Genomic DNA, 16,548 nt, shown 5'->3' with positions numbered 1-16,548 from the left:
ATTTGTTTGTTTTTCCCCTTTATTCTTGATTCGTAAAGTGAGGCGATCGTAGTGAGACAAATGAAAACTCCTTTGTTCAGCGGGTTGTTGGAGCACGCCAACCGGAACCCGATTCAATTTCACATTCCGGGCCATAAGAAAGGTATGGGCATGCATCCGGCATTTCGCGAGTTCATCGGGGAGAATGCTCTCTCGATAGACCTCATTAACATTGCGCCACTGGATGACTTGCACCATCCGAAGGCGATGATTAAAGAAGCGCAGGAATTGGCAGCCGAAGCGTTCGGCGCTGACCATACATTTTTCTCCGTCCAAGGAACAAGCGGCGCGATTATGGCGATGATTATGGCGACGTGCAGCCCTGGCGACAAAATCATCGTGCCGAGAAACGTGCATAAATCTGTCATGTCGGCGATTATTTTCGCCGGAGCGGTACCGATTTTCATTCATCCGGCGATGGACGAGCGTCTGGGCATCTCCCACGGGATTACAGTGAAATCCGTGCAAAAAGCATTGGAAGCCCACCCTGACGCTGCGGCTCTGCTCGTCATCAACCCTACTTACTTCGGCATTGCCGGAGACTTGCGCGAGATCGTGCGAACCGCGCACAATTACGAAATTCCGGTCCTGGTGGACGAGGCGCATGGCGTGCACATTCACTTCCATGAGGACTTGCCGATTTCCGCCATGCAGGCCGGAGCTGACATGGCAGCGACGAGCGTACACAAGCTGGGCGGCTCGCTGACCCAGACATCCATCCTGAACGTGCGCGAGGGCCTCGTAGATGTAGATCGCGTCAAAACGGTGCTGAGCATGCTCACGACGACGTCGACCTCTTACATTTTCCTGGCTTCGCTCGATATGGCCCGCCAACATCTGGCGCTCAACGGCAAGATGCTGGCCGACCAGGCGATGAAGCTGGCGAACAAGGCCCGCGACCTCATCAACGACATCCCGCGCATTTACTGCGTAGGCAAAGAAATACTCGGAAAGCCGGCGACTTTTGCCATGGACCCAACCAAGCTTTTGATCCACGTACGCGATCTGGGCATTACCGGCTGGGAAGTGGAAAACTGGCTGCGCGACAAGTACAACATCGAAGTGGAAATGAGCGACCTGTACAACATTCTCTGTTTTGTCACGGCAGGGGACACCGAAGAATCCCTTCACGCGCTCGTCAACGCGCTGCGCGAGCTGTCCGTGGAGTTTGCCCACGTGCAGGCAGAAGAAAAGCCGACCATTTCCTTGCCGAACATTCCGGTGCTGTCCACGACGCCGCGCGATGCTTTTTATGCAGAGACGGAAACCATCCCGCTCGTGGAAGCCGCAGGCCGCGTCACTACGGAGTTCATCATGGTGTATCCGCCAGGGATTCCGATTTTCCTGCCAGGCGAGGTCATCACTGAGGAGAACATCGCGTACATCCAGGAAAACATCCGCGTCGGACTGCCCGTCCAAGGTCCAGAGGATGAGTCGTTAAAAACGATCAAAGTCATCAAAAGACAAACCGCGATTTCGGGGTAAACCCCTCATTGCGCGCAAAGCCGTTGCCTCTATTTCGAAGGCAACGGCTTCTTTCATGATTTGGGCATGTATTGCCTGAACCTTTTGAGCTAAGATAGAAATGGGAAAAATCAGGAAGGTGATGATGCGAATGCCAGACTGGTCGTACCAGACGTTGTTTAAACCGCTGCTTTTTCTCATGCCGCCAAAGCGCGCACGCAGCTTCACGCTCGCTGCCATCGGCACATTGGCGAAGCTGCCCGGTGGCACTTCCGTTATCGAGCTGATGGGGCACATGCAGCCGCCTGCCGCTTTGTCCAAAACGGTCAGGGGTTTGCGTTTTCCGACTCCAGTCGGCCTGGGAGCAGGGCTTGATCCCGCAGCAAAAGCGCTTGGAGCGCTATCCCGCTTTGGCTTTGGCTACATCGAGCTGGGGCCGGTTACGCTTGCGCCGCTGTCTGATCCAGGTATTACTTTGCGCAAGACGACGAATCTCTCCGTTACATACAGCGCCCCGTTCGAAAATCCCGGGGTCGCCGCTCTCGAAAACTGCTTGCGCCGCTCCCCCTCTGTAGCGATTCCGCTCGGCGCCAGATTGGGTTTTCGCCCAGGCGCTGCACTAAAGGAAGCGACCGCTGAAAGAGAGCAACTGATTTTGCGCCTGCAGCCGTACTGCTCGTTTTTTTCGCTGGACTACCGCGCCAGCCAAAGACATGAGCCGTGGAGCGCTGCCCAGTGGCAGGAGCATTTGACCTGTCTGCGGCAGGCGACCGAGCGCCCGCTCCTGTTCGCGCTCCCGCCCGGAATAGCGGAAAAAGAGTGGCTTTCGCTGCTGCAAATCGCCCGTAACGCAGGACTGGATGGGATCATGGTTGCGGGTGGCGTGAAAAGCGCTCCACACGATTCAAGCGACTCGCCAGCGCCCCTGTACCAGACAGGCAAGCCATCCCGCGAAGCCGCCTTGCGATCGGTTGCGCTGACGAGGCAAACTTGGCCAGACTGCCTGCTGATCGGCTCCGGCGGCATCATCGAGCCTGCTGACGCTTTGGCCTTTTTGGAAGCTGGCGCCGACTTTGTGCAACTGCACAGCGGCCTTGTGTACGCCGGTCCGGGCTTGCCCAAACGAATCAATGAAGCGATTTTGCAGTCCGGCGCTGCGCGTCAGGCTGTCGAGCCAGCGAATAAGAGCGAGCGCACGGAAGCAGCAGCGGAAGTCGCAGCGGCACAACTGCCTCTTGCTCCTGCAGCGAGACAGGCACGTGCCATCCGCTGGTTACCCGCCTGGGTGTGGGGGCTTCTGCTCGGGCTCGGGATGATCGTCGGCGGAGCATTGGCCTGGCTGGTCGCTGTATCCACTGTCATCCTCCCGTACGACGAGCGTTTTTTGCAAATGTCTGCGGAGCAATTGTCACAGATCAGCCCCCAGTTGCTTTCCTTTATGTCGCATGACCGGATCAGCCTGGCGGGAACGATGATCTCGATCGGAATCATTTACGCGCAGCTTTCCTTTCACGGCTTGCGCCACGACATTCACTGGACGCGCGCTGTGCTGCTCGCCTCCGGAGCCGTCGGATTTTCCAGTTTTTTTCTGTTTATTGGCTACGGCTATTTTGACTACATGCATGCCGTACTCGCGCTCCTTCTGCTGCCCATGTTTCTGCTTGCTTTGCGCACACCAGCGAAAAGACACTTGCCTGCGCTCCCTCCCGAGCGGCACAACGACCGCACGTGGAAAATGGCTTTGTGGGGACAGCTTTTGTTTGTCGTCATCGGCTTTGCTTTGACCGGAGCTGGGCTGATTATTTCCTTGATCGGGATCACTGGCGTCTTCGTCCCGTCCGATCTGGTCTTTCTCTGCGTGTCCGCCGAGATGCTGCAAGCGTTTAACGAACGGCTGATTCCGCTGATCGCCCACGACCGGGCCGGCTTCGGCGGCGCTCTCGTCTCCGACGGCCTCGCCGTGCTGCTCATCAGCCTCTGGGGCTTTCGCCGCGGAGAAGCGTGGGTATGGTGGACGCTGTTTCTCGCGGGCATCCCCGGCTTCGCTGCTGGCATCGGGATTCACTTCGCGGTCGGGTACGTCGATTTTGTGCATTTGCTTCCTGCCTACGTAGCGGTCTTGTTCTTTTTGGCTGGGCTGGTGTTGGCGAAGCCTTATTTGACGGGAACAGTAAAAACAGGCGATTAGGACTGTGCCTAATCGCCTGTTCTCGTTTACTTATAGAATCGAATGTCGATCGTGGTGAGGCCAGCTTGGTTAAACAAATCAACCATACGTTTGCTATCGTTGAAAGCCTCTATCAGCGGCATTGTTATTTCATCCTCTGTCCCTTGGAAGAAGACAAACACAATTTTGGTAAAATCGGTACTGTTCATTTTCTCCGCCAGCGTGCCGTCGAGCATCAAGTCAACCAATTTGTACTCTCTGTAATCGCCCGGCTCAGGGTCCGGTTTTGGATCTGTACCTGGCTCCTCTACGGCATCGTCATCCCGTGGGCTTGCAAATGCCATCGTGTAGACGACAGGTTTGCCATCGCGCTCGTCGATCCAGACGATGCGATTGCCGCCGATTCTTGGGCTGGAAATCTCAGCATTGTCGTCCCACTCCACATCGCTGTAAGAGCGGTCTTCTACATCGTACAGCTCATAATAAAAATCTTTTTCTTTGGAAGACAAGCGGTTATCTTCAAAAAGAATCATATTGCGGGAAGCTTGCGGATTTTTTTGGTCGCGTTCAGAGTAGCGGATCAGCAGTTCTGTCCGTTGACGATCGATTCTGTAGTAGTACAAATCCCAACCGTTTTTCGCGCCTCCGCTATTTTCGCTCCAGACCACAAAATCGTCTCCGATTTGCGCGGATTGTACTTCCACGTTTTTGCGGATTACCGTCTCGTCTCTTTCCTCGATGTCGTACAAGTAAATGTCTGCCTTTTTCGAGCCTGTTTCTTCCACCCAGGCAGCGTAATTGCCGTAAATATCTACACTTAACGGCTCGGTTCTCAGGCTGGCAATTTCTTCTTCCTTGCCCGTTGCCAGGTCGGTGATGATAAGGTCGGCGCGGCGATCCACATTGACCCACAACAGCTTGCTGCCGTCGACCTCATACAGTTTTTCACTCGGCTGCTGGTCGTCATCTTCGTTCGTAATCTGCTTTTCCGTGCCTTTGCGAATATCGTACGCGACGAGTGCATCTTCCCGCTGATCGTACCAGACTACGTACTTGCCGCTCACAACCGGACGAATCGGGTCTGCGCTGCTTTTGCTGATGACCTTGCTCGTCCCTTTTTCCGTATCGAACAGGACGACGGAGTTTGCCTTTTTCGACTCTGTCACGTACACTACGTAACGGTCAGAGCCATCCGGTTGGCTCGGCTCCCCGGAAGTTGCGCCCAGCCCGATGTCAGCTCTTTCGTCCAGATCATAAATGTGGAGGCGCAGCTTTTTGTCGTTGTCTCTCTTTGCGTACATGACGTAATCTTCAAAAATGCGCGGACGCACCGACTCGAACACGCTGCTCGCGATTTCTTTGCCGGAAGATTTGCTCGCGTCCCGATATGCCAGATCGTCATCGTCCAGGTAGACGATCGTGTCTTTGTAAATATGTACGCCCGACTTGGAGGTCGAAGTATCCGTCAACTGCTTGTTTCTTCCCGTGCCGATGGTGTACACGTAAACCTGCTGTCCGTTTACGTAGGCGATTTTGTCACTGAAAAGGCTCGGCTCAATCTGGTGTGCCTTGCCCCCTGCTGCCAATTCTTCCTTTTGCTTGTCGATGTCGTAGTAGTAGATGTCCGGGTTGCCATCGCGGGAGTCTTCCCACGCTACGTAGCTGTCGCTGACGGTCGGATCGCTGGCTTTGCCGCTCGTGGAAACGCGCGTTGTGTCGCCTGTCGCGATGTCGTACATGTAAATGTCTGTTCCCGCATCGCTTTTATCGGACCAAACGACCTTTTTCCCCGAGATCTCCAGATCGGCTGCAGCGGCTTTTCCGCTGGTCAAGCGAATTTCCTCGTCTTTGGCAATGTCGTACAAATACACGTCTGCTCCGCCGTGGCGAGAGTCGATCCAGACCGCGTATTTTCCGTCGACCCGCGGGTTTTTCTTGTCGGAGTTTTTGTCGCCGATCTTCGTCTCGGCCTGCTTGCTCAAATTGTACAAGGTGAGCTTTTGTTCCCCCGCAATCTTCCAGATCGCATATTCCTTGGAAATGTCAAAGCCGTCTTTGGAAACTTCCGGCTGACTTACGTCTATTTTGATTTCCTGTCCGATACTGTTCGCAAACGCTGGAGTCCCGGTCCACAGGGAGGTGACCAGCAATGCGGCGGCCAGCAAACCCTGCATGGGCTTACGTTTCATGAAACAATTCCTCCTTTTGCAACGATTTTCACACTTCTCCATTATCCTCCAAGATGAAAAGGTTGTCAAAAAAAACAGGCCTTTGTAGAAAGGCCTGCACGGTTTTTCGCTATTCTTTTTCCTGTCTTTGCTCCGGTCTGCACTCGCAATGGCATACTCCATAAAGCGTTTTCACTGAGTTGCTTTCAAAATGCTCGATGATGGTCCCGCAAGTCTGACATACGATAGTTCCCATCTGTGTCCCCTCCGCATTTGTGATTCCAAATGAAATGTGATGTCACATATTCTTCAATTCAACATGCTTTTATATTAATATGCCACACCATTTGGAGTCAATACGGTAATTGCACACAACTTTTGTCGATTAGTATGTCACATTTTGTTTTGGGCGATCTCTTTCATCCATCTGTCCATGTGGCTGAGCACGTCCTCGCGTTCCGGCTCGTTCAGCACCTCGTGGCGCAAGCCCGGAAAGCGGCGAAACGTCTTCTGCCCCTGGATGCCCTCTGTAAAGCGCCCCACAGCGTCTGCATCCACCAGCGAGTCGTCGCCCGCCTGCAGCACCAGCACAGGCACCGTGAGCCGTTCCCGCTCCTCCCAGGCCGCCTGCATCGCTTTGTGCAGTTCCAAAAACCAGCGCACGCTGACTTTCGGATAATTGAGCGGATCGTTTTTGTAGGCGGCTTGCACGGCCTCATCCCGTGAAACCATGTCAGGCGTAATCCCGTTTGCAATCGCAAGCGTCGGCCAAAAACGGTCCAGCAGTCTCGCTGCCTGCGCCTTCCAGGCGGGCACCTCCAGCTTTAGCTGTAAGCACGGGGAGGTCAAAACCAGTCCCGCCAGCTCGTGTGCCGCTTTTTCCCGCTGCACGAAGCGCGTAGCGATCAGTCCGCCCAGACTGTGGCCCAGCAAAAAAACGGGCCGTTTGCCTGCGCTGTCTTCCAGGGCGGCCACGGTCCACTCCCGCACCCGCTGCACATAATCGTCAAACGAATCAACATGCCCCCTGATCCCCGGGGAGCGTCCCCAGCCAGGCAAGTCTTCCGCGTAGACGTCCCATCCTTGTTGATTCAAAAACGCCGCGACATGCTCGTATCTGCCATGGTGCTCTCCCGTGCCGTGCACGAGCACGACCGCTCCTTTTGGCTCGCTTGCCGACCATTTATGTACGCTCATCTACGTCCCTCCTCTTCCCTATCCCGATTTTATGCTGTCGCAGCCCGCTTCGTAAACAGGGCGCTCCGTGCTGCCGGCTGTCTGGCAGCTTCGGGAACCAGTAAAAAACGAGCAGAAGATAAACTTCTGCTCGCCCGCTAATACTGATTTTCTTCAAATGGGATGGGAGGCAAGTATTCTTGGAAAAATTCAGCGAGTGCCTTGGCTTCACTTTCCGAGTCCAGTCGGAAAATCCTTTGCAGGTACCCTGGATTTACCGCATCATCTGAACTGAGAAGGGTAGATTGCCCCGTCTGCATACAGATCACCAACGGCTTTCCATAAAACTTGTGCGTGAATACAATGCCGAAGTCGTGTCTCGTTCCTTCGGAGATAAACCCGAGAAAACGGACATTGGCGTTTTCCGAAACGTCGTATAAGTGGTCGTAGTGCTCCATCAGCAATCCCTCCTCGTCTTGATTTTCACTCCGACAACATTTTCAAAAATATTCGGAGTATTTAACATTATACGCGAAAATCCGCTTTTTGCCACCCATTTCGCCTAACTAATCAAATGAGTGGGGTTCATGACCCGCTCCTCGCCCTCCTGAATCCACCTTACCTTCTCCGCTCCGTGCAGCGATTGAGCCACAAAGGAGAGGCATTCGAAGAACAGTTCGACTACTGCTGTACTGTATCGTTCCTCCATTTTCTCCAGCGCATACGTCAATCTGAAAATAGATGGCACTTTTCTTCGGCTTGCCTCCAGAACTTCCTTGCCTCGCTGGGTCGGGTACACGTGTACGACGCGTCCGTCCAGCTCAGACTTTTCAATCGTCACCATTCCTTTCTCCATCAACTTTTTGATGTGGATGACGATCGACGACGGGTGCCAGAAAGTCCAGTCGGCAATTTGCGTGACGCGCACCCCCTCATAACAGTAAATGATCCAGAGAATGTTTAATTGCACGGAGGAATCCAGTTCGGCTTCCTTCGCTGCTCGCTCCCAGTCTTCCTTGTTCACTACGTCAATGGCGCGCATCGTGTTCAATGCTTCAAATACGTGTCTAATCGAGGCCTCCTGCATGGGTTTACTCCTCCATGATCCTTTATCGTTCACTTATCGACTATATAAATAGTATTTATATTTTACACTTTTCAGAAAAGACGCGCAATTGTTTTCCTTTCCCAACTGTCTCATTGCCAAAGTGTGGAAGCAATGCTACACTAAACGCAGATATTCCCGGTACTAGGAGGGTGCAATCGTGAAACTTCAATCGGCCTACATCTATTTCGTTAATGGCTCAACTGCCCAATCCGCAAGTATTGACGACGTAAAAGCCAAGTTTACGCGATATATGGACATGACCTCGAAAACAGGGGAGCAGCTCGGCTGGTCCTACGCAGAGGCCGCTTTTCCATATACCATAGAAGAACGTCCGGAAGGCAAGGACTCGTGGTTCCTCCTGAAAGGAAAAGACCCGAGCATGTACAAGTCCATCGTCGTAGGGGTCGGCAGCAAAGAGGAAAACGGCACCGAGAAGCACTACATCCAGATTGCCCTGCCCGAATCAGCGACGCACGGCGACAAGAACAAAGCAAACGAATACTGTCGTTACTTGGCCCGCGATTACAAGGCGGAGCTCCATCTGTTCAACAAGCGCATCCAGTACTTTCAGCCGCGCAAACCATAAGAACGCAAGCAGCCGATGTTGTCGGCTGTTTTTTTGTGGCCGCTTGGCAAAATGCGCGCTGTCGCTTACTGGCTGCCTCCGCGTTCGGCTTTCTTCCGCAAGTGGGCTTTTTCGCTGGCTCCGGCATAAGAATGGTACGGATGGCCCTTTTTGTGTCCCGAATCGGGGGCGACACAAAAAAGCGGCAAAAACCAGCATGCTCACCATGAAGAGAGGTGCCCGCATGGAACCGAAAGCATTCATCGAGCTGGTGGCAGGCTCCGCCAGGCAAACTTTTCTCAATTACCATATCTTCCCTTCGATCACCATTGCGCAAGCCATCCTGGAATCGGGATGGGGGCAAAAAGTCCCGCAAGACCCAGTTACAGGCCGCTCCTCGTACAATTTGTTCGGGATCAAAGGCACAGGCCCGGCCGGTTCCGTCACCATCACAAGCAAGGAGGTGGAGAATGGGCAGACCGTGTCCCGCCAGTCTACGTTCAAAGCGTACTACAGCTATCAGCAATCGATTGACGATCACGCCCAGTTTCTGCTCAAGCCTACCTACAAAAACGTGCTGACGGCATCCACACCGCAGGAGGCTGCCCAGGCTCTGTCAAAAGCCGGCTATGCCACAGACCCGCAATACGCCGACAAGCTGATCCGCCTGATCCAGACGTACAACCTGACGGCCTACGATCAGTTCGCGCCAGAGGAGCCGTCACCGTATCCGCCCTGGAAGCTTGATCTGGGCAAACGCGTGCTTCGCGAGGGGCTTATCACCTCGCCAGAGTGGCTCAGCAAGCTGGACGAACCGATGCCTGTATGGGCCGTCCTCGCTGTCGCCCTGCGCCTGCTCGACAAACAGCGCGAAGCACCATAACGTTATCGTATGCGAAAACAAAAGCCCCGTTCCAGCACAGGCGAACCTGGGCTAAGCGGGGCTCTTTCCTTATGAAAAAAACAGGTACTGCATCATAGAGAGCTTCGCGCGAGCTTTCGCCCGGAAGCCAGATCAAATGAGCACGATGATTCAAATCATTTGAGATCTTGACAGCGAATAGAACCTTCCGTCCACCATCCGAATGCCCAGGTCTACGCAATATTCCAATCCTTGCGTCACTCCGTACAAAATCCATTCGGAAGAACGATGGTTGATATCAAAATCAGTGTAAAGGTCTGTGCCATCATTGCGGATCTCTTTGCGGTCAGTCACGTCAAAAAGGCGCAGGACAAACGGCAGCTCGGCAAAAGGTATCGCAAATTTCTTCTCCACTTCCTGCTCGAACTCCTTCGTCATACTCCACTCCGCCTGAATCGAATGCTCATCTTTCCAGGCGATGTGGATACTCGGGCCTTCTACATCCGTGGACGATCGCGGGGGATTTGTCTCCATTTGCTCCCATCGTTCCTTTCTTTCATGTACTTGCTTTCAACATGTATATTGGTTTTTTCAGTCTATTATACCATGTGACCTAGCCAAGTGGGAACGTATCAGGAGCATTTAATTTATCGTCCTACCGTAAACGTGTTTTCGCCTACGACTACGTAGGAATTAAACTTCTCGGACTTCATCTGCACCTGGACCTTGTAATTTCCATACGCCTCCAGCTTTGTCGATACAAACGGCTCGGAGAAGTAGAAGCTGTTCGCATTTTGCGTGGAGTACTTCCACTCTTTGCCTTTGCTCACTTCCTTGCCGTCCGGTCCAATCAGGACGAGCTGCATCCGCAAGTCTTTGGCGACAGGCGCTTCGTCTACCTCAACGAATACGTTGAAAGTGCGCGGTACGTTTTTGTCGCTGTAGCCTTTGACCGGGTTGCTGAAGACGATATTTTTATTGCGCGTCTGCTGAATTCCTTCAATGACGATGATGTTTACGTTAGGCTTGACTACCTGCAGCTTGCCCGTGCGCGAATCGTAATCAACAAACCCGCCAAGCTTGTTGACCAAGGCCTCAACCGAATCGGCCTTGGAAGCAGGCATATCGCTTGAAATCGTTTCCGTGCCTAAAAAAACGCGCAACGCACCTTCTCCCAAAGCGGCGGTACTCCCAACTCCCGCTACAGTCAGCGCCAACAAGGCCGATAACCATGCTTTTTTCATGTCATAATCCTCCTGTATGTGTGCGCGGCAGCGCTTGATTTTCCGGAATTGCTTCTCCCTATTTTATACGTGGAAGACAGCAAATAGTTGTGGTCCGAAGACAAGTTTTTTCAACAGTATCCACAGAATCCACAGGCGCGGGACATCCAGGAAGAAAGACTTATACACAATCTCGAAAAGAAAATACGCAGGACTCTTGACAAAAGACATCCCCATTCTCTCACCAAACCTTTTTTCGCATACAAAAAAGAGCGGCCAGCTTCGCCGCTCTTTTTTTGCTGCCTGTCTCGCGCTAATTTTGTTCCGACAGCCACGTAAAATATCGGGAGACCAAGCGGATCGCGACTTCGATCGCGTCCTCGCTCGGCTCGATTTTGGAATGGTGCAGCCCGTACGGAGTATGGACGCCCAGCCAGAACAAAAAGCCCGGAATCTCCTGCAGGAAGTAGCCAAAATCTTCTCCGGTCATCGCTTCCTTGCAGGCAATCAGCGTCACGTCTTCGCCCTGCTCGCGCACCCAGTCCATAAAGGCCGTCGTCAGCTTTTCCTCGTTGTACACTTGGCAATACCCTACTCCGTAGTCGATGGACGCCGTACAGTCGAAGCCCGCCTCGATGCCTTTGACAAGCGCTTCAATCCGCGCTTTGACCAGCGCCATGGACTCTGTCGAGAACGTGCGAATCGTCCCTTCCAGCCGCGCCTTTTCCGCAATGATGTTTTGCTTGGTGCCGCCCTCAAGCTTGCCGATGGTCACGACAGCGGAATCGAGCGGATCGACGTTGCGCGCCACAATCGTCTGGAGCTGTGTGATGAGATGGCTGCCTGCGACCACCATGTCGTTTGCTTTGTGCGGAAAAGCTGCGTGCCCGCCTTTTCCGACCAAATCAATGTACAGCTCGGACGTGTTGGCAAACAAAATGCCCGGCTTGGTGGCAATGTAGCCGACGGGATACTCCGGCGCGATGTGCAGCGCAAAGATGCAATCCGGCCGCCAGGAAGCAAACTCCTCGCTCTCCATCATCGGCTGAGCGCCGCCTGGGCCCTCTTCTGCGGGCTGAAACAGGAACAGCAGGTCATCTGCAATCGGCTGCTCCACAAAATGCGTCACAAGCCCGAGCGCGATAGCCATGTGCATGTCGTGTCCGCACGCGTGCATGTAGCCTTCGTGCAGCGAGCGAAACGGATACGACGTCTCTTCTGCAATCGGCAAGCCGTCCATGTCCGTGCGCCAGGCGATCGTGCGCTTAGGATTCGTCCCCGCGATCCGGACCAAAATCCCGGTGCGCCACGTCTTGATCTGCATGCGCTCCTGCGGGAGACGCTCCAAGTAATCGAGCAAATACTTTTGCGTCTTCACCTCGGCAAAGCCCGGCTCCGGAATTTGGTGCAGGTCGCGCCGAATCTGGGTAAACAGCGATGTCGCCATCGTTTACGCCTCCCCTTTGGCCCCGTGCCGCACAGCGAGTTCCGCTGCAAAGCTGTCCAGGAAAAGGTCGACGTCTTCTTTGGTCAAGGTGAGCGGCGGCAGCAGACGCACGATTGTCTTTTGCGTCACGTCCACGAGAATGCCGCGATCAAGCAATGCCTGCTGCAAACGGCTGACCTCTTCCGGTGCGGCGCTGAGCGGGATGCCGACCATCATGCCTTTGCCGCGGAGCGCCTGCAACTGTTCCGGGAGACGCGCGCGCAGCGATTCGAGGCCCGCCCACAAGTACGCGATCACTTCGTCCACGCTTGCCGCAAAAGCAGGATCGAGCAGCTCATCCAGCACCACGTTGCCGAGAGCCGCCGAAAGCGGCGACGGCGCAAAGGTCGTCCCGTGGTCGCCCGGCTTGAACTGGTTCATCAGCTTCGTTCCGGCAATCACGCCACCGAGCGGAAGCCCTCCGCCTACGCCTTTGGCAAACAAGATCAAATCCGGCGTCACGCCTGCGTGCTGGTAGGCAAACAGCTTACCAGTGCGTCCCATGCCTGTCTGGATTTCGTCCATGGCAAACAGCATGCCTTCCTCCTGGCAAATCGCCGCCACTTCGCGCAAAAACGGCTCCGACAGCGGCACGACCCCTCCAGAGCCGAGCACAGGCTCCATCAGGACAGCGGCCGGCTTCGCGTCGCGGCAAATCGCCCGCAAGCCGTCCGCATCCTCAGGGTCTAGCTCGTACACCGGAAAGTCCGGCTGCGGAAAATCCTGATACACATGGGCCTGTCTGGTCAGCCGCACCGCGCCCAATGTTCTGCCGTGAAAGCTGTTGCGGAGCACGACAATCCCTTCGCGCCCGGCCCCTTCTGCCTTCGTCCATTTGTGGATCATTTTGATCGCGGCTTCGGTCGCTTCCGCACCGGAATTTGTGAAAAACACTTTTCCCGGGATCGTCTGCTCCACCAGCCGCTGGGCCAACCGGATTGCCGGCTGGTTCAAAAATACGTTGGAAATGTGCAGGAAGCGCTCGCCCTGTTCGCGCAGCGCCTGGACGATCCGCGGATGGGAGTGGCCGAGCACATTGACGGCCAGCCCCGTAAACAAATCCAAATACTTTTTGCCCGCTGTGTCGTACAGGTAGTTGCCTTCCCCTTTTTCGATCGCGATCGGCAAGCGTTTGTAGGAAGAGACGATGTATTGTTCATCAAGCGTACGCCAGTCCATGTGAGCTCTCTCCCCTACAGTTGACGTAGCTCCTGCTTGATCTCCGTCTTGGAGCGAGTTTTGTCGTCGATCTGTTTAATCACGCGCGCTGGTGTACCAGCCACCACAACGTATGGCGGCACGTCTTCAATGACGACCGCGCCCGCTGCCACAACCGCGCCTTTTCCTACGCGCACGCCTTCCAGAACCACGGCGTTGGCACCGATTACGACGTCATCTTCCACTACGACTGGCTGCGCGGAAGGCGGCTCGATGACGCCTGCGATGACAGAACCAGCGCCGATATGGCAGTTTTTCCCGATCGTTCCGCGGCCGCCGACGACGACGTTCATGTCGATCATCGTGCCTTCGCCAATCACAGCACCGATGTTGATCGTAGCGCCCATCATGATGACTGCGTTGTTGCCGATCGTCACCTGGTCGCGGATAATCGCGCCTGGCTCGATGCGCGCCTGGATTCCTTTTGTGTCGAGCAACGGAATCGCCGAATTGCGGCGGTCGCTTTCTACTACGTAGTCTTCGATTTTGTCCGCGTTCGCAGCCAGAACCGGCTCGATTTCTTTCCATTCGCCAAACACAACGCCAGTCGTGCCTGTAATGAACGTCTTGGAGCTGGCACCGAAGTCAATGCCCTCCAGATTGCCTTTCACGTATAGTTTCACTGGTGTTTTCTTCTCGCTTTTTTGAATAAACGCGATAATTTCATTGGCATCCATCATGTTCACTGGTACATCCTCCTTTTAATAAAAAGCGTGCCTGTCAACGAGAGCGAACCGCTCCCCTGACTAAAAAAAGCAATGAGTGCATTCGCTATCTCATTGCTTTCCATACTGCCCAAGCAAATCGTAAATAGCGCTCCACAAACAGGCGATTGCCTTTTGTGACAGGATGCTCATTGTTCACGAATCACCCCAGCCGCTGCTATCCGAGGGGAACAGCAACAGCTTCGGCGCTTTAGCCTTTCCCTCTCTTCCCGCCCCCTGGCAGATTACGAAAAGATGTACTCATCTTCGGCGCACCTCTATTTAGACTTCCAATATTATAATTTCATTTTACTCTACCAAAATCAATCACTTGTGGCAACAGCTTTATGGAAAGAAAAATAACTGTTGACAACGAGAATCATTTTCATTATTTTATTTGTGTGAGAATGATTTTCATTATCTTATTTGGAGGGTTTACTTCTTATGAGCCGCATTTTGATGGTGTACGCAAGCATGACAGGAAACACGCAGGAAGTTGCTGAAGCAATTGCCGAAGGGATTCGTTCCACCGGAAAAGACCTGGAGATAAAAGAAGTCATGGATGCCACTGCCAAGGAACTGGAAGACTACGATGCCATTTTGCTCGGTGCCTATACATGGGGCGACGGCGATCTGCCAGACGAGTGCCTGGACTTTTACGAAGAGATGGACGATATTGATTTGAGCGGCAAAAAAGTCGCGGCTTTCGGTTCCTGCGACTCCGCTTACGAGCATGTGGGCGCTGCTGTAGATATTTTGCTGAAAAAAGCGAGCGAGCGCGGAGCGGAAACTCCACTCGAAGGTCTGAAAATCGAGCTGTCTCCTAACGCAAAAGAAGTAGAGATTTGCAAACAGTTTGGCGTTTCCTTCTCCGAGCTGCTCGGCTAAGACTAGCGCCGGAAAAGAAGTTGTCCAAAAAAATCCTTTTCAAGCAAGCGCTGTCATGATAAAATGTCGATCCATCTTTTCTCAAGAAGGAGGATTGATATCATGACGTTACATACGCATACGGTCTACTTGCGACCACTGCAAGCAAATGACGCAGCCGAGCTTCTGAAGCTTCGGCTGCGTAATCATGCCTTCCTGCAACCGTTCGAGCCGCTCCGCTCCGCCGCCTTCCTGACGCTGAGCGGTCAAGAGTCGCAAATTGCGCAAGCGGAGCAAGACTTTGCAGCAGGGACCGCCTTCGCCTTTGGCGTGTTTTTGCGCGACACGGACGAAATGATCGGCCGCGTCGCTCTGTCAAACGTCGTGCGCGGCGCCTGGCAAAACGCGACCATCGGCTACTTCATGGATGAAGCCTGCAACGGCAAAGGCTACACCACTGCGGCCGTACGGCTTGCGCTCGCGTACGCCTTCCAGGAAGCCGGGCTGCACCGGGTAGAGGCCGCTGTCATGCCCCGCAATACTCCCTCCATCCGCGTGTTGGAGAAAAACGGCTTTCGCCACGAAGGGTTGTCCTTGCGCTATTTGCAAATCAACGGCGTGTGGGAAGATCACCTCCTATTTGCGATCACGGCAGAGGACTGGAGCTAATCATTCCTCTTTGTTTTGCTCCACGCGCAATCGCTCCAGGATTCGCCGCTTGCGGTACAGCATTCGCCCCGCTTCGGCGACATCCTGGACGGTTGAGCGATTCAAGTACGCCCCAAACAGGATGCCTGCAATCGGCACCATCTGAAACAGCTTTTTCCAGCCAAAATTTTCCGTGTACGTCACCACGACTTCCCGCCAGCCCTGCAATTGCGCCATGACGTCTTTTTGCGCAGCAGGCTCGTCAAAGCGCGACAGCTCAGCCAGTATCGCCTTTTTGCCGACGATATCGGAAGAAGCGAACTGCAGGCATTTGACCACGAACAGCCGCTCCCGCTTGTCCTCCGGGCGATAGCCGTAGCATAGCGCCATTTCTTGCAGCACTTTCAGCGACGTGCCGAGCAGCAACGGAATATCAATCGCCAGCGTAAAAATGCCGCCGATGCCTGTCGTTGCGCCCTGTACCGTGGCAAAGGTCGCGCGCGATTCTTTCAGCTCGCGGGCAATCTCATCCATGAGGACGAGCGGTGCCCCTGCGACTTCTGCGGTCTGCGGAATGCCCGCGCCATCCCTTTCCAAGCGGGGAGCGAACTTGCTGTAAATCGCCGTATCCTGAACGAGATACGTTCCCCCTGTTTCCAGAAACGCGGCCATCTCGTCCACGGCTGTCCCCAGCTTTTCCCGGACGAAATTCGGCGTCATTTTATCGAGAAAAACGAACGGAAGCCTGCCGAGCTTTTCCCAGAACCACAAATCGTTCTGGTCGCGCTCCCATGCCTCCACCTCTTCCAATGCCTGCTGCAAAACCTGTCTCGACTCCATCTGCCGCAATCCC

The 16,548-nt window shown here is 54.2% G+C and carries 17 protein-coding genes and 1 riboswitch; of the genes, 6 read left to right on the top strand and 11 right to left on the bottom strand.

What is annotated here, in order from left to right; all coding sequences use genetic code 11:
• Nucleotides 1-51 precede the first annotated feature (51 nt).
• Both AC3WQH_RS03070 and AC3WQH_RS03065 read left to right on the top strand, forming a co-directional pair.
• Nucleotides 52-1,524, top strand: coding sequence for an aminotransferase class I/II-fold pyridoxal phosphate-dependent enzyme (locus tag AC3WQH_RS03070; RefSeq protein WP_005832775.1), 1,473 nt, complete (start codon nt 52-54; stop codon nt 1,522-1,524).
• Between the two features lie 130 nt (nt 1,525-1,654).
• Nucleotides 1,655-3,691 (top strand): dihydroorotate dehydrogenase, encoded by a 2,037-nt coding sequence (locus AC3WQH_RS03065; protein WP_492331900.1) that lies wholly within the window; start codon nt 1,655-1,657, stop codon nt 3,689-3,691.
• A 26-nt stretch (nt 3,692-3,717) separates the two neighbouring features.
• On the opposite strand, the gene AC3WQH_RS03060 is transcribed toward AC3WQH_RS03065, so the two are convergent.
• The 5 genes from AC3WQH_RS03060 to AC3WQH_RS03040 form a co-directional block, all read right to left on the bottom strand.
• Nucleotides 3,718-5,859, bottom strand: a complete 2,142-nt coding sequence (locus AC3WQH_RS03060) for a hypothetical protein (RefSeq protein WP_005832780.1) — start codon at nt 5,857-5,859, stop codon at nt 3,718-3,720.
• 109 nt (nt 5,860-5,968) lie between these two features.
• Nucleotides 5,969-6,094, bottom strand: coding sequence for a GapA-binding peptide SR1P (locus AC3WQH_RS03055; protein WP_005832781.1), 126 nt, complete (start codon nt 6,092-6,094; stop codon nt 5,969-5,971).
• Between the two features lie 137 nt (nt 6,095-6,231).
• The gene (locus AC3WQH_RS03050) at nt 6,232-7,035 is read right to left on the bottom strand and encodes an alpha/beta hydrolase (RefSeq protein ID WP_005832783.1); all 804 of its coding nucleotides are present in this window, start codon (nt 7,033-7,035) and stop codon (nt 6,232-6,234) included.
• Between the two features lie 137 nt (nt 7,036-7,172).
• Nucleotides 7,173-7,472 (bottom strand): DUF3055 domain-containing protein, encoded by a 300-nt coding sequence (locus AC3WQH_RS03045; protein ID WP_005832784.1) that lies wholly within the window; start codon nt 7,470-7,472, stop codon nt 7,173-7,175.
• A 104-nt stretch (nt 7,473-7,576) separates the two neighbouring features.
• Nucleotides 7,577-8,101: a MarR family winged helix-turn-helix transcriptional regulator gene (locus AC3WQH_RS03040; RefSeq protein WP_005832786.1), complete on the bottom strand. Its 525-nt coding sequence runs from the start codon at nt 8,099-8,101 to the stop codon at nt 7,577-7,579.
• Between the two features lie 178 nt (nt 8,102-8,279).
• Between AC3WQH_RS03040 and AC3WQH_RS03035 the strand changes: the two genes are divergently transcribed.
• Both AC3WQH_RS03035 and AC3WQH_RS03030 read left to right on the top strand, forming a co-directional pair.
• Nucleotides 8,280-8,708 carry a DUF1885 family protein gene (locus AC3WQH_RS03035; protein WP_005832788.1) on the top strand — a complete coding sequence of 143 codons (429 nt, stop codon included), beginning with the start codon at nt 8,280-8,282 and terminating at the stop codon, nt 8,706-8,708.
• A gap of 223 nt (nt 8,709-8,931) precedes the next feature.
• Nucleotides 8,932-9,570, top strand: a complete 639-nt coding sequence (locus AC3WQH_RS03030; RefSeq protein WP_005832790.1) for a glycoside hydrolase family 73 protein — start codon at nt 8,932-8,934, stop codon at nt 9,568-9,570.
• 150 nt (nt 9,571-9,720) lie between these two features.
• Here the strand turns inward: AC3WQH_RS03030 and AC3WQH_RS03025 are convergent, their stop codons facing one another.
• The 5 genes from AC3WQH_RS03025 to dapD form a co-directional block, all read right to left on the bottom strand.
• A complete protein-coding gene (locus AC3WQH_RS03025) occupies nt 9,721-10,083 on the bottom strand; it encodes a DUF4912 domain-containing protein (protein WP_007784123.1) in 363 nt (120 codons plus the stop codon).
• A gap of 113 nt (nt 10,084-10,196) precedes the next feature.
• Nucleotides 10,197-10,793, bottom strand: a complete 597-nt coding sequence (locus AC3WQH_RS03020; protein WP_005832793.1) for a hypothetical protein — start codon at nt 10,791-10,793, stop codon at nt 10,197-10,199.
• 292 nt (nt 10,794-11,085) lie between these two features.
• A complete protein-coding gene (locus AC3WQH_RS03015; protein ID WP_025846348.1) occupies nt 11,086-12,219 on the bottom strand; it encodes an N-acetyldiaminopimelate deacetylase in 1,134 nt (377 codons plus the stop codon).
• A gap of 3 nt (nt 12,220-12,222) precedes the next feature.
• The gene (locus AC3WQH_RS03010) at nt 12,223-13,437 is read right to left on the bottom strand and encodes an aspartate aminotransferase family protein (protein ID WP_007784118.1); all 1,215 of its coding nucleotides are present in this window, start codon (nt 13,435-13,437) and stop codon (nt 12,223-12,225) included.
• Between the two features lie 14 nt (nt 13,438-13,451).
• Nucleotides 13,452-14,162, bottom strand: coding sequence for a 2,3,4,5-tetrahydropyridine-2,6-dicarboxylate N-acetyltransferase (gene dapD, locus AC3WQH_RS03005; RefSeq protein WP_005832798.1), 711 nt, complete (start codon nt 14,160-14,162; stop codon nt 13,452-13,454).
• 117 nt (nt 14,163-14,279) lie between these two features.
• Nucleotides 14,280-14,469, bottom strand: a riboswitch (Lysine riboswitch).
• Between the two features lie 155 nt (nt 14,470-14,624).
• Here dapD and AC3WQH_RS03000 point away from each other — a divergent pair.
• Nucleotides 14,625-15,068, top strand: a complete 444-nt coding sequence (locus tag AC3WQH_RS03000) for a flavodoxin (protein WP_005832801.1) — start codon at nt 14,625-14,627, stop codon at nt 15,066-15,068.
• A gap of 102 nt (nt 15,069-15,170) precedes the next feature.
• Nucleotides 15,171-15,716 (top strand): GNAT family N-acetyltransferase, encoded by a 546-nt coding sequence (locus AC3WQH_RS02995; RefSeq protein WP_310669839.1) that lies wholly within the window; start codon nt 15,171-15,173, stop codon nt 15,714-15,716.
• On the opposite strand, the gene AC3WQH_RS02990 is transcribed toward AC3WQH_RS02995, so the two are convergent.
• Nucleotides 15,717-16,535, bottom strand: coding sequence for an EcsC family protein (locus AC3WQH_RS02990; protein ID WP_005832805.1), 819 nt, complete (start codon nt 16,533-16,535; stop codon nt 15,717-15,719).
• Nucleotides 16,536-16,548: the final 13 nt, after the last annotated feature.

Source organism: Brevibacillus sp. FW301-21C12A, assembly GCF_058788915.1.
Note: the sequence above shows the minus strand (reverse complement) of the source record. Positions and strands in the feature narration are given on the sequence as shown.

Bases quoted from the DNA above. Each gene is read 5' to 3' on its own strand.
- AC3WQH_RS03055 (WP_005832781.1), bottom strand. From the start codon at position 6,094: ATGGGAACTATCGTATGTCAGACTTGCGGGACCATCATCGAGCATTTT.
- AC3WQH_RS03050 (WP_005832783.1), bottom strand. From the start codon at position 7,035: ATGAGCGTACATAAATGGTCGGCAAGCGAGCCAAAAGGAGCGGTCGTG.
- AC3WQH_RS03010 (WP_007784118.1), bottom strand. From the start codon at position 13,437: ATGGACTGGCGTACGCTTGATGAACAATACATCGTCTCTTCCTACAAA.
- AC3WQH_RS03040 (WP_005832786.1), bottom strand. From the start codon at position 8,101: ATGCAGGAGGCCTCGATTAGACACGTATTTGAAGCATTGAACACGATG.
- AC3WQH_RS03015 (WP_025846348.1), bottom strand. From the start codon at position 12,219: ATGGCGACATCGCTGTTTACCCAGATTCGGCGCGACCTGCACCAAATT.
- AC3WQH_RS03020 (WP_005832793.1), bottom strand. From the start codon at position 10,793: ATGAAAAAAGCATGGTTATCGGCCTTGTTGGCGCTGACTGTAGCGGGA.
- AC3WQH_RS03000 (WP_005832801.1), top strand. From the start codon at position 14,625: ATGAGCCGCATTTTGATGGTGTACGCAAGCATGACAGGAAACACGCAG.
- AC3WQH_RS03025 (WP_007784123.1), bottom strand. From the start codon at position 10,083: ATGGAGACAAATCCCCCGCGATCGTCCACGGATGTAGAAGGCCCGAGT.
- AC3WQH_RS03060 (WP_005832780.1), bottom strand. From the start codon at position 5,859: ATGAAACGTAAGCCCATGCAGGGTTTGCTGGCCGCCGCATTGCTGGTC.
- AC3WQH_RS03030 (WP_005832790.1), top strand. From the start codon at position 8,932: ATGGAACCGAAAGCATTCATCGAGCTGGTGGCAGGCTCCGCCAGGCAA.
- AC3WQH_RS02995 (WP_310669839.1), top strand. From the start codon at position 15,171: ATGACGTTACATACGCATACGGTCTACTTGCGACCACTGCAAGCAAAT.
- AC3WQH_RS03045 (WP_005832784.1), bottom strand. From the start codon at position 7,472: ATGGAGCACTACGACCACTTATACGACGTTTCGGAAAACGCCAATGTC.
- AC3WQH_RS03065 (WP_492331900.1), top strand. From the start codon at position 1,655: ATGCCAGACTGGTCGTACCAGACGTTGTTTAAACCGCTGCTTTTTCTC.
- AC3WQH_RS02990 (WP_005832805.1), bottom strand. From the start codon at position 16,535: ATGGAGTCGAGACAGGTTTTGCAGCAGGCATTGGAAGAGGTGGAGGCA.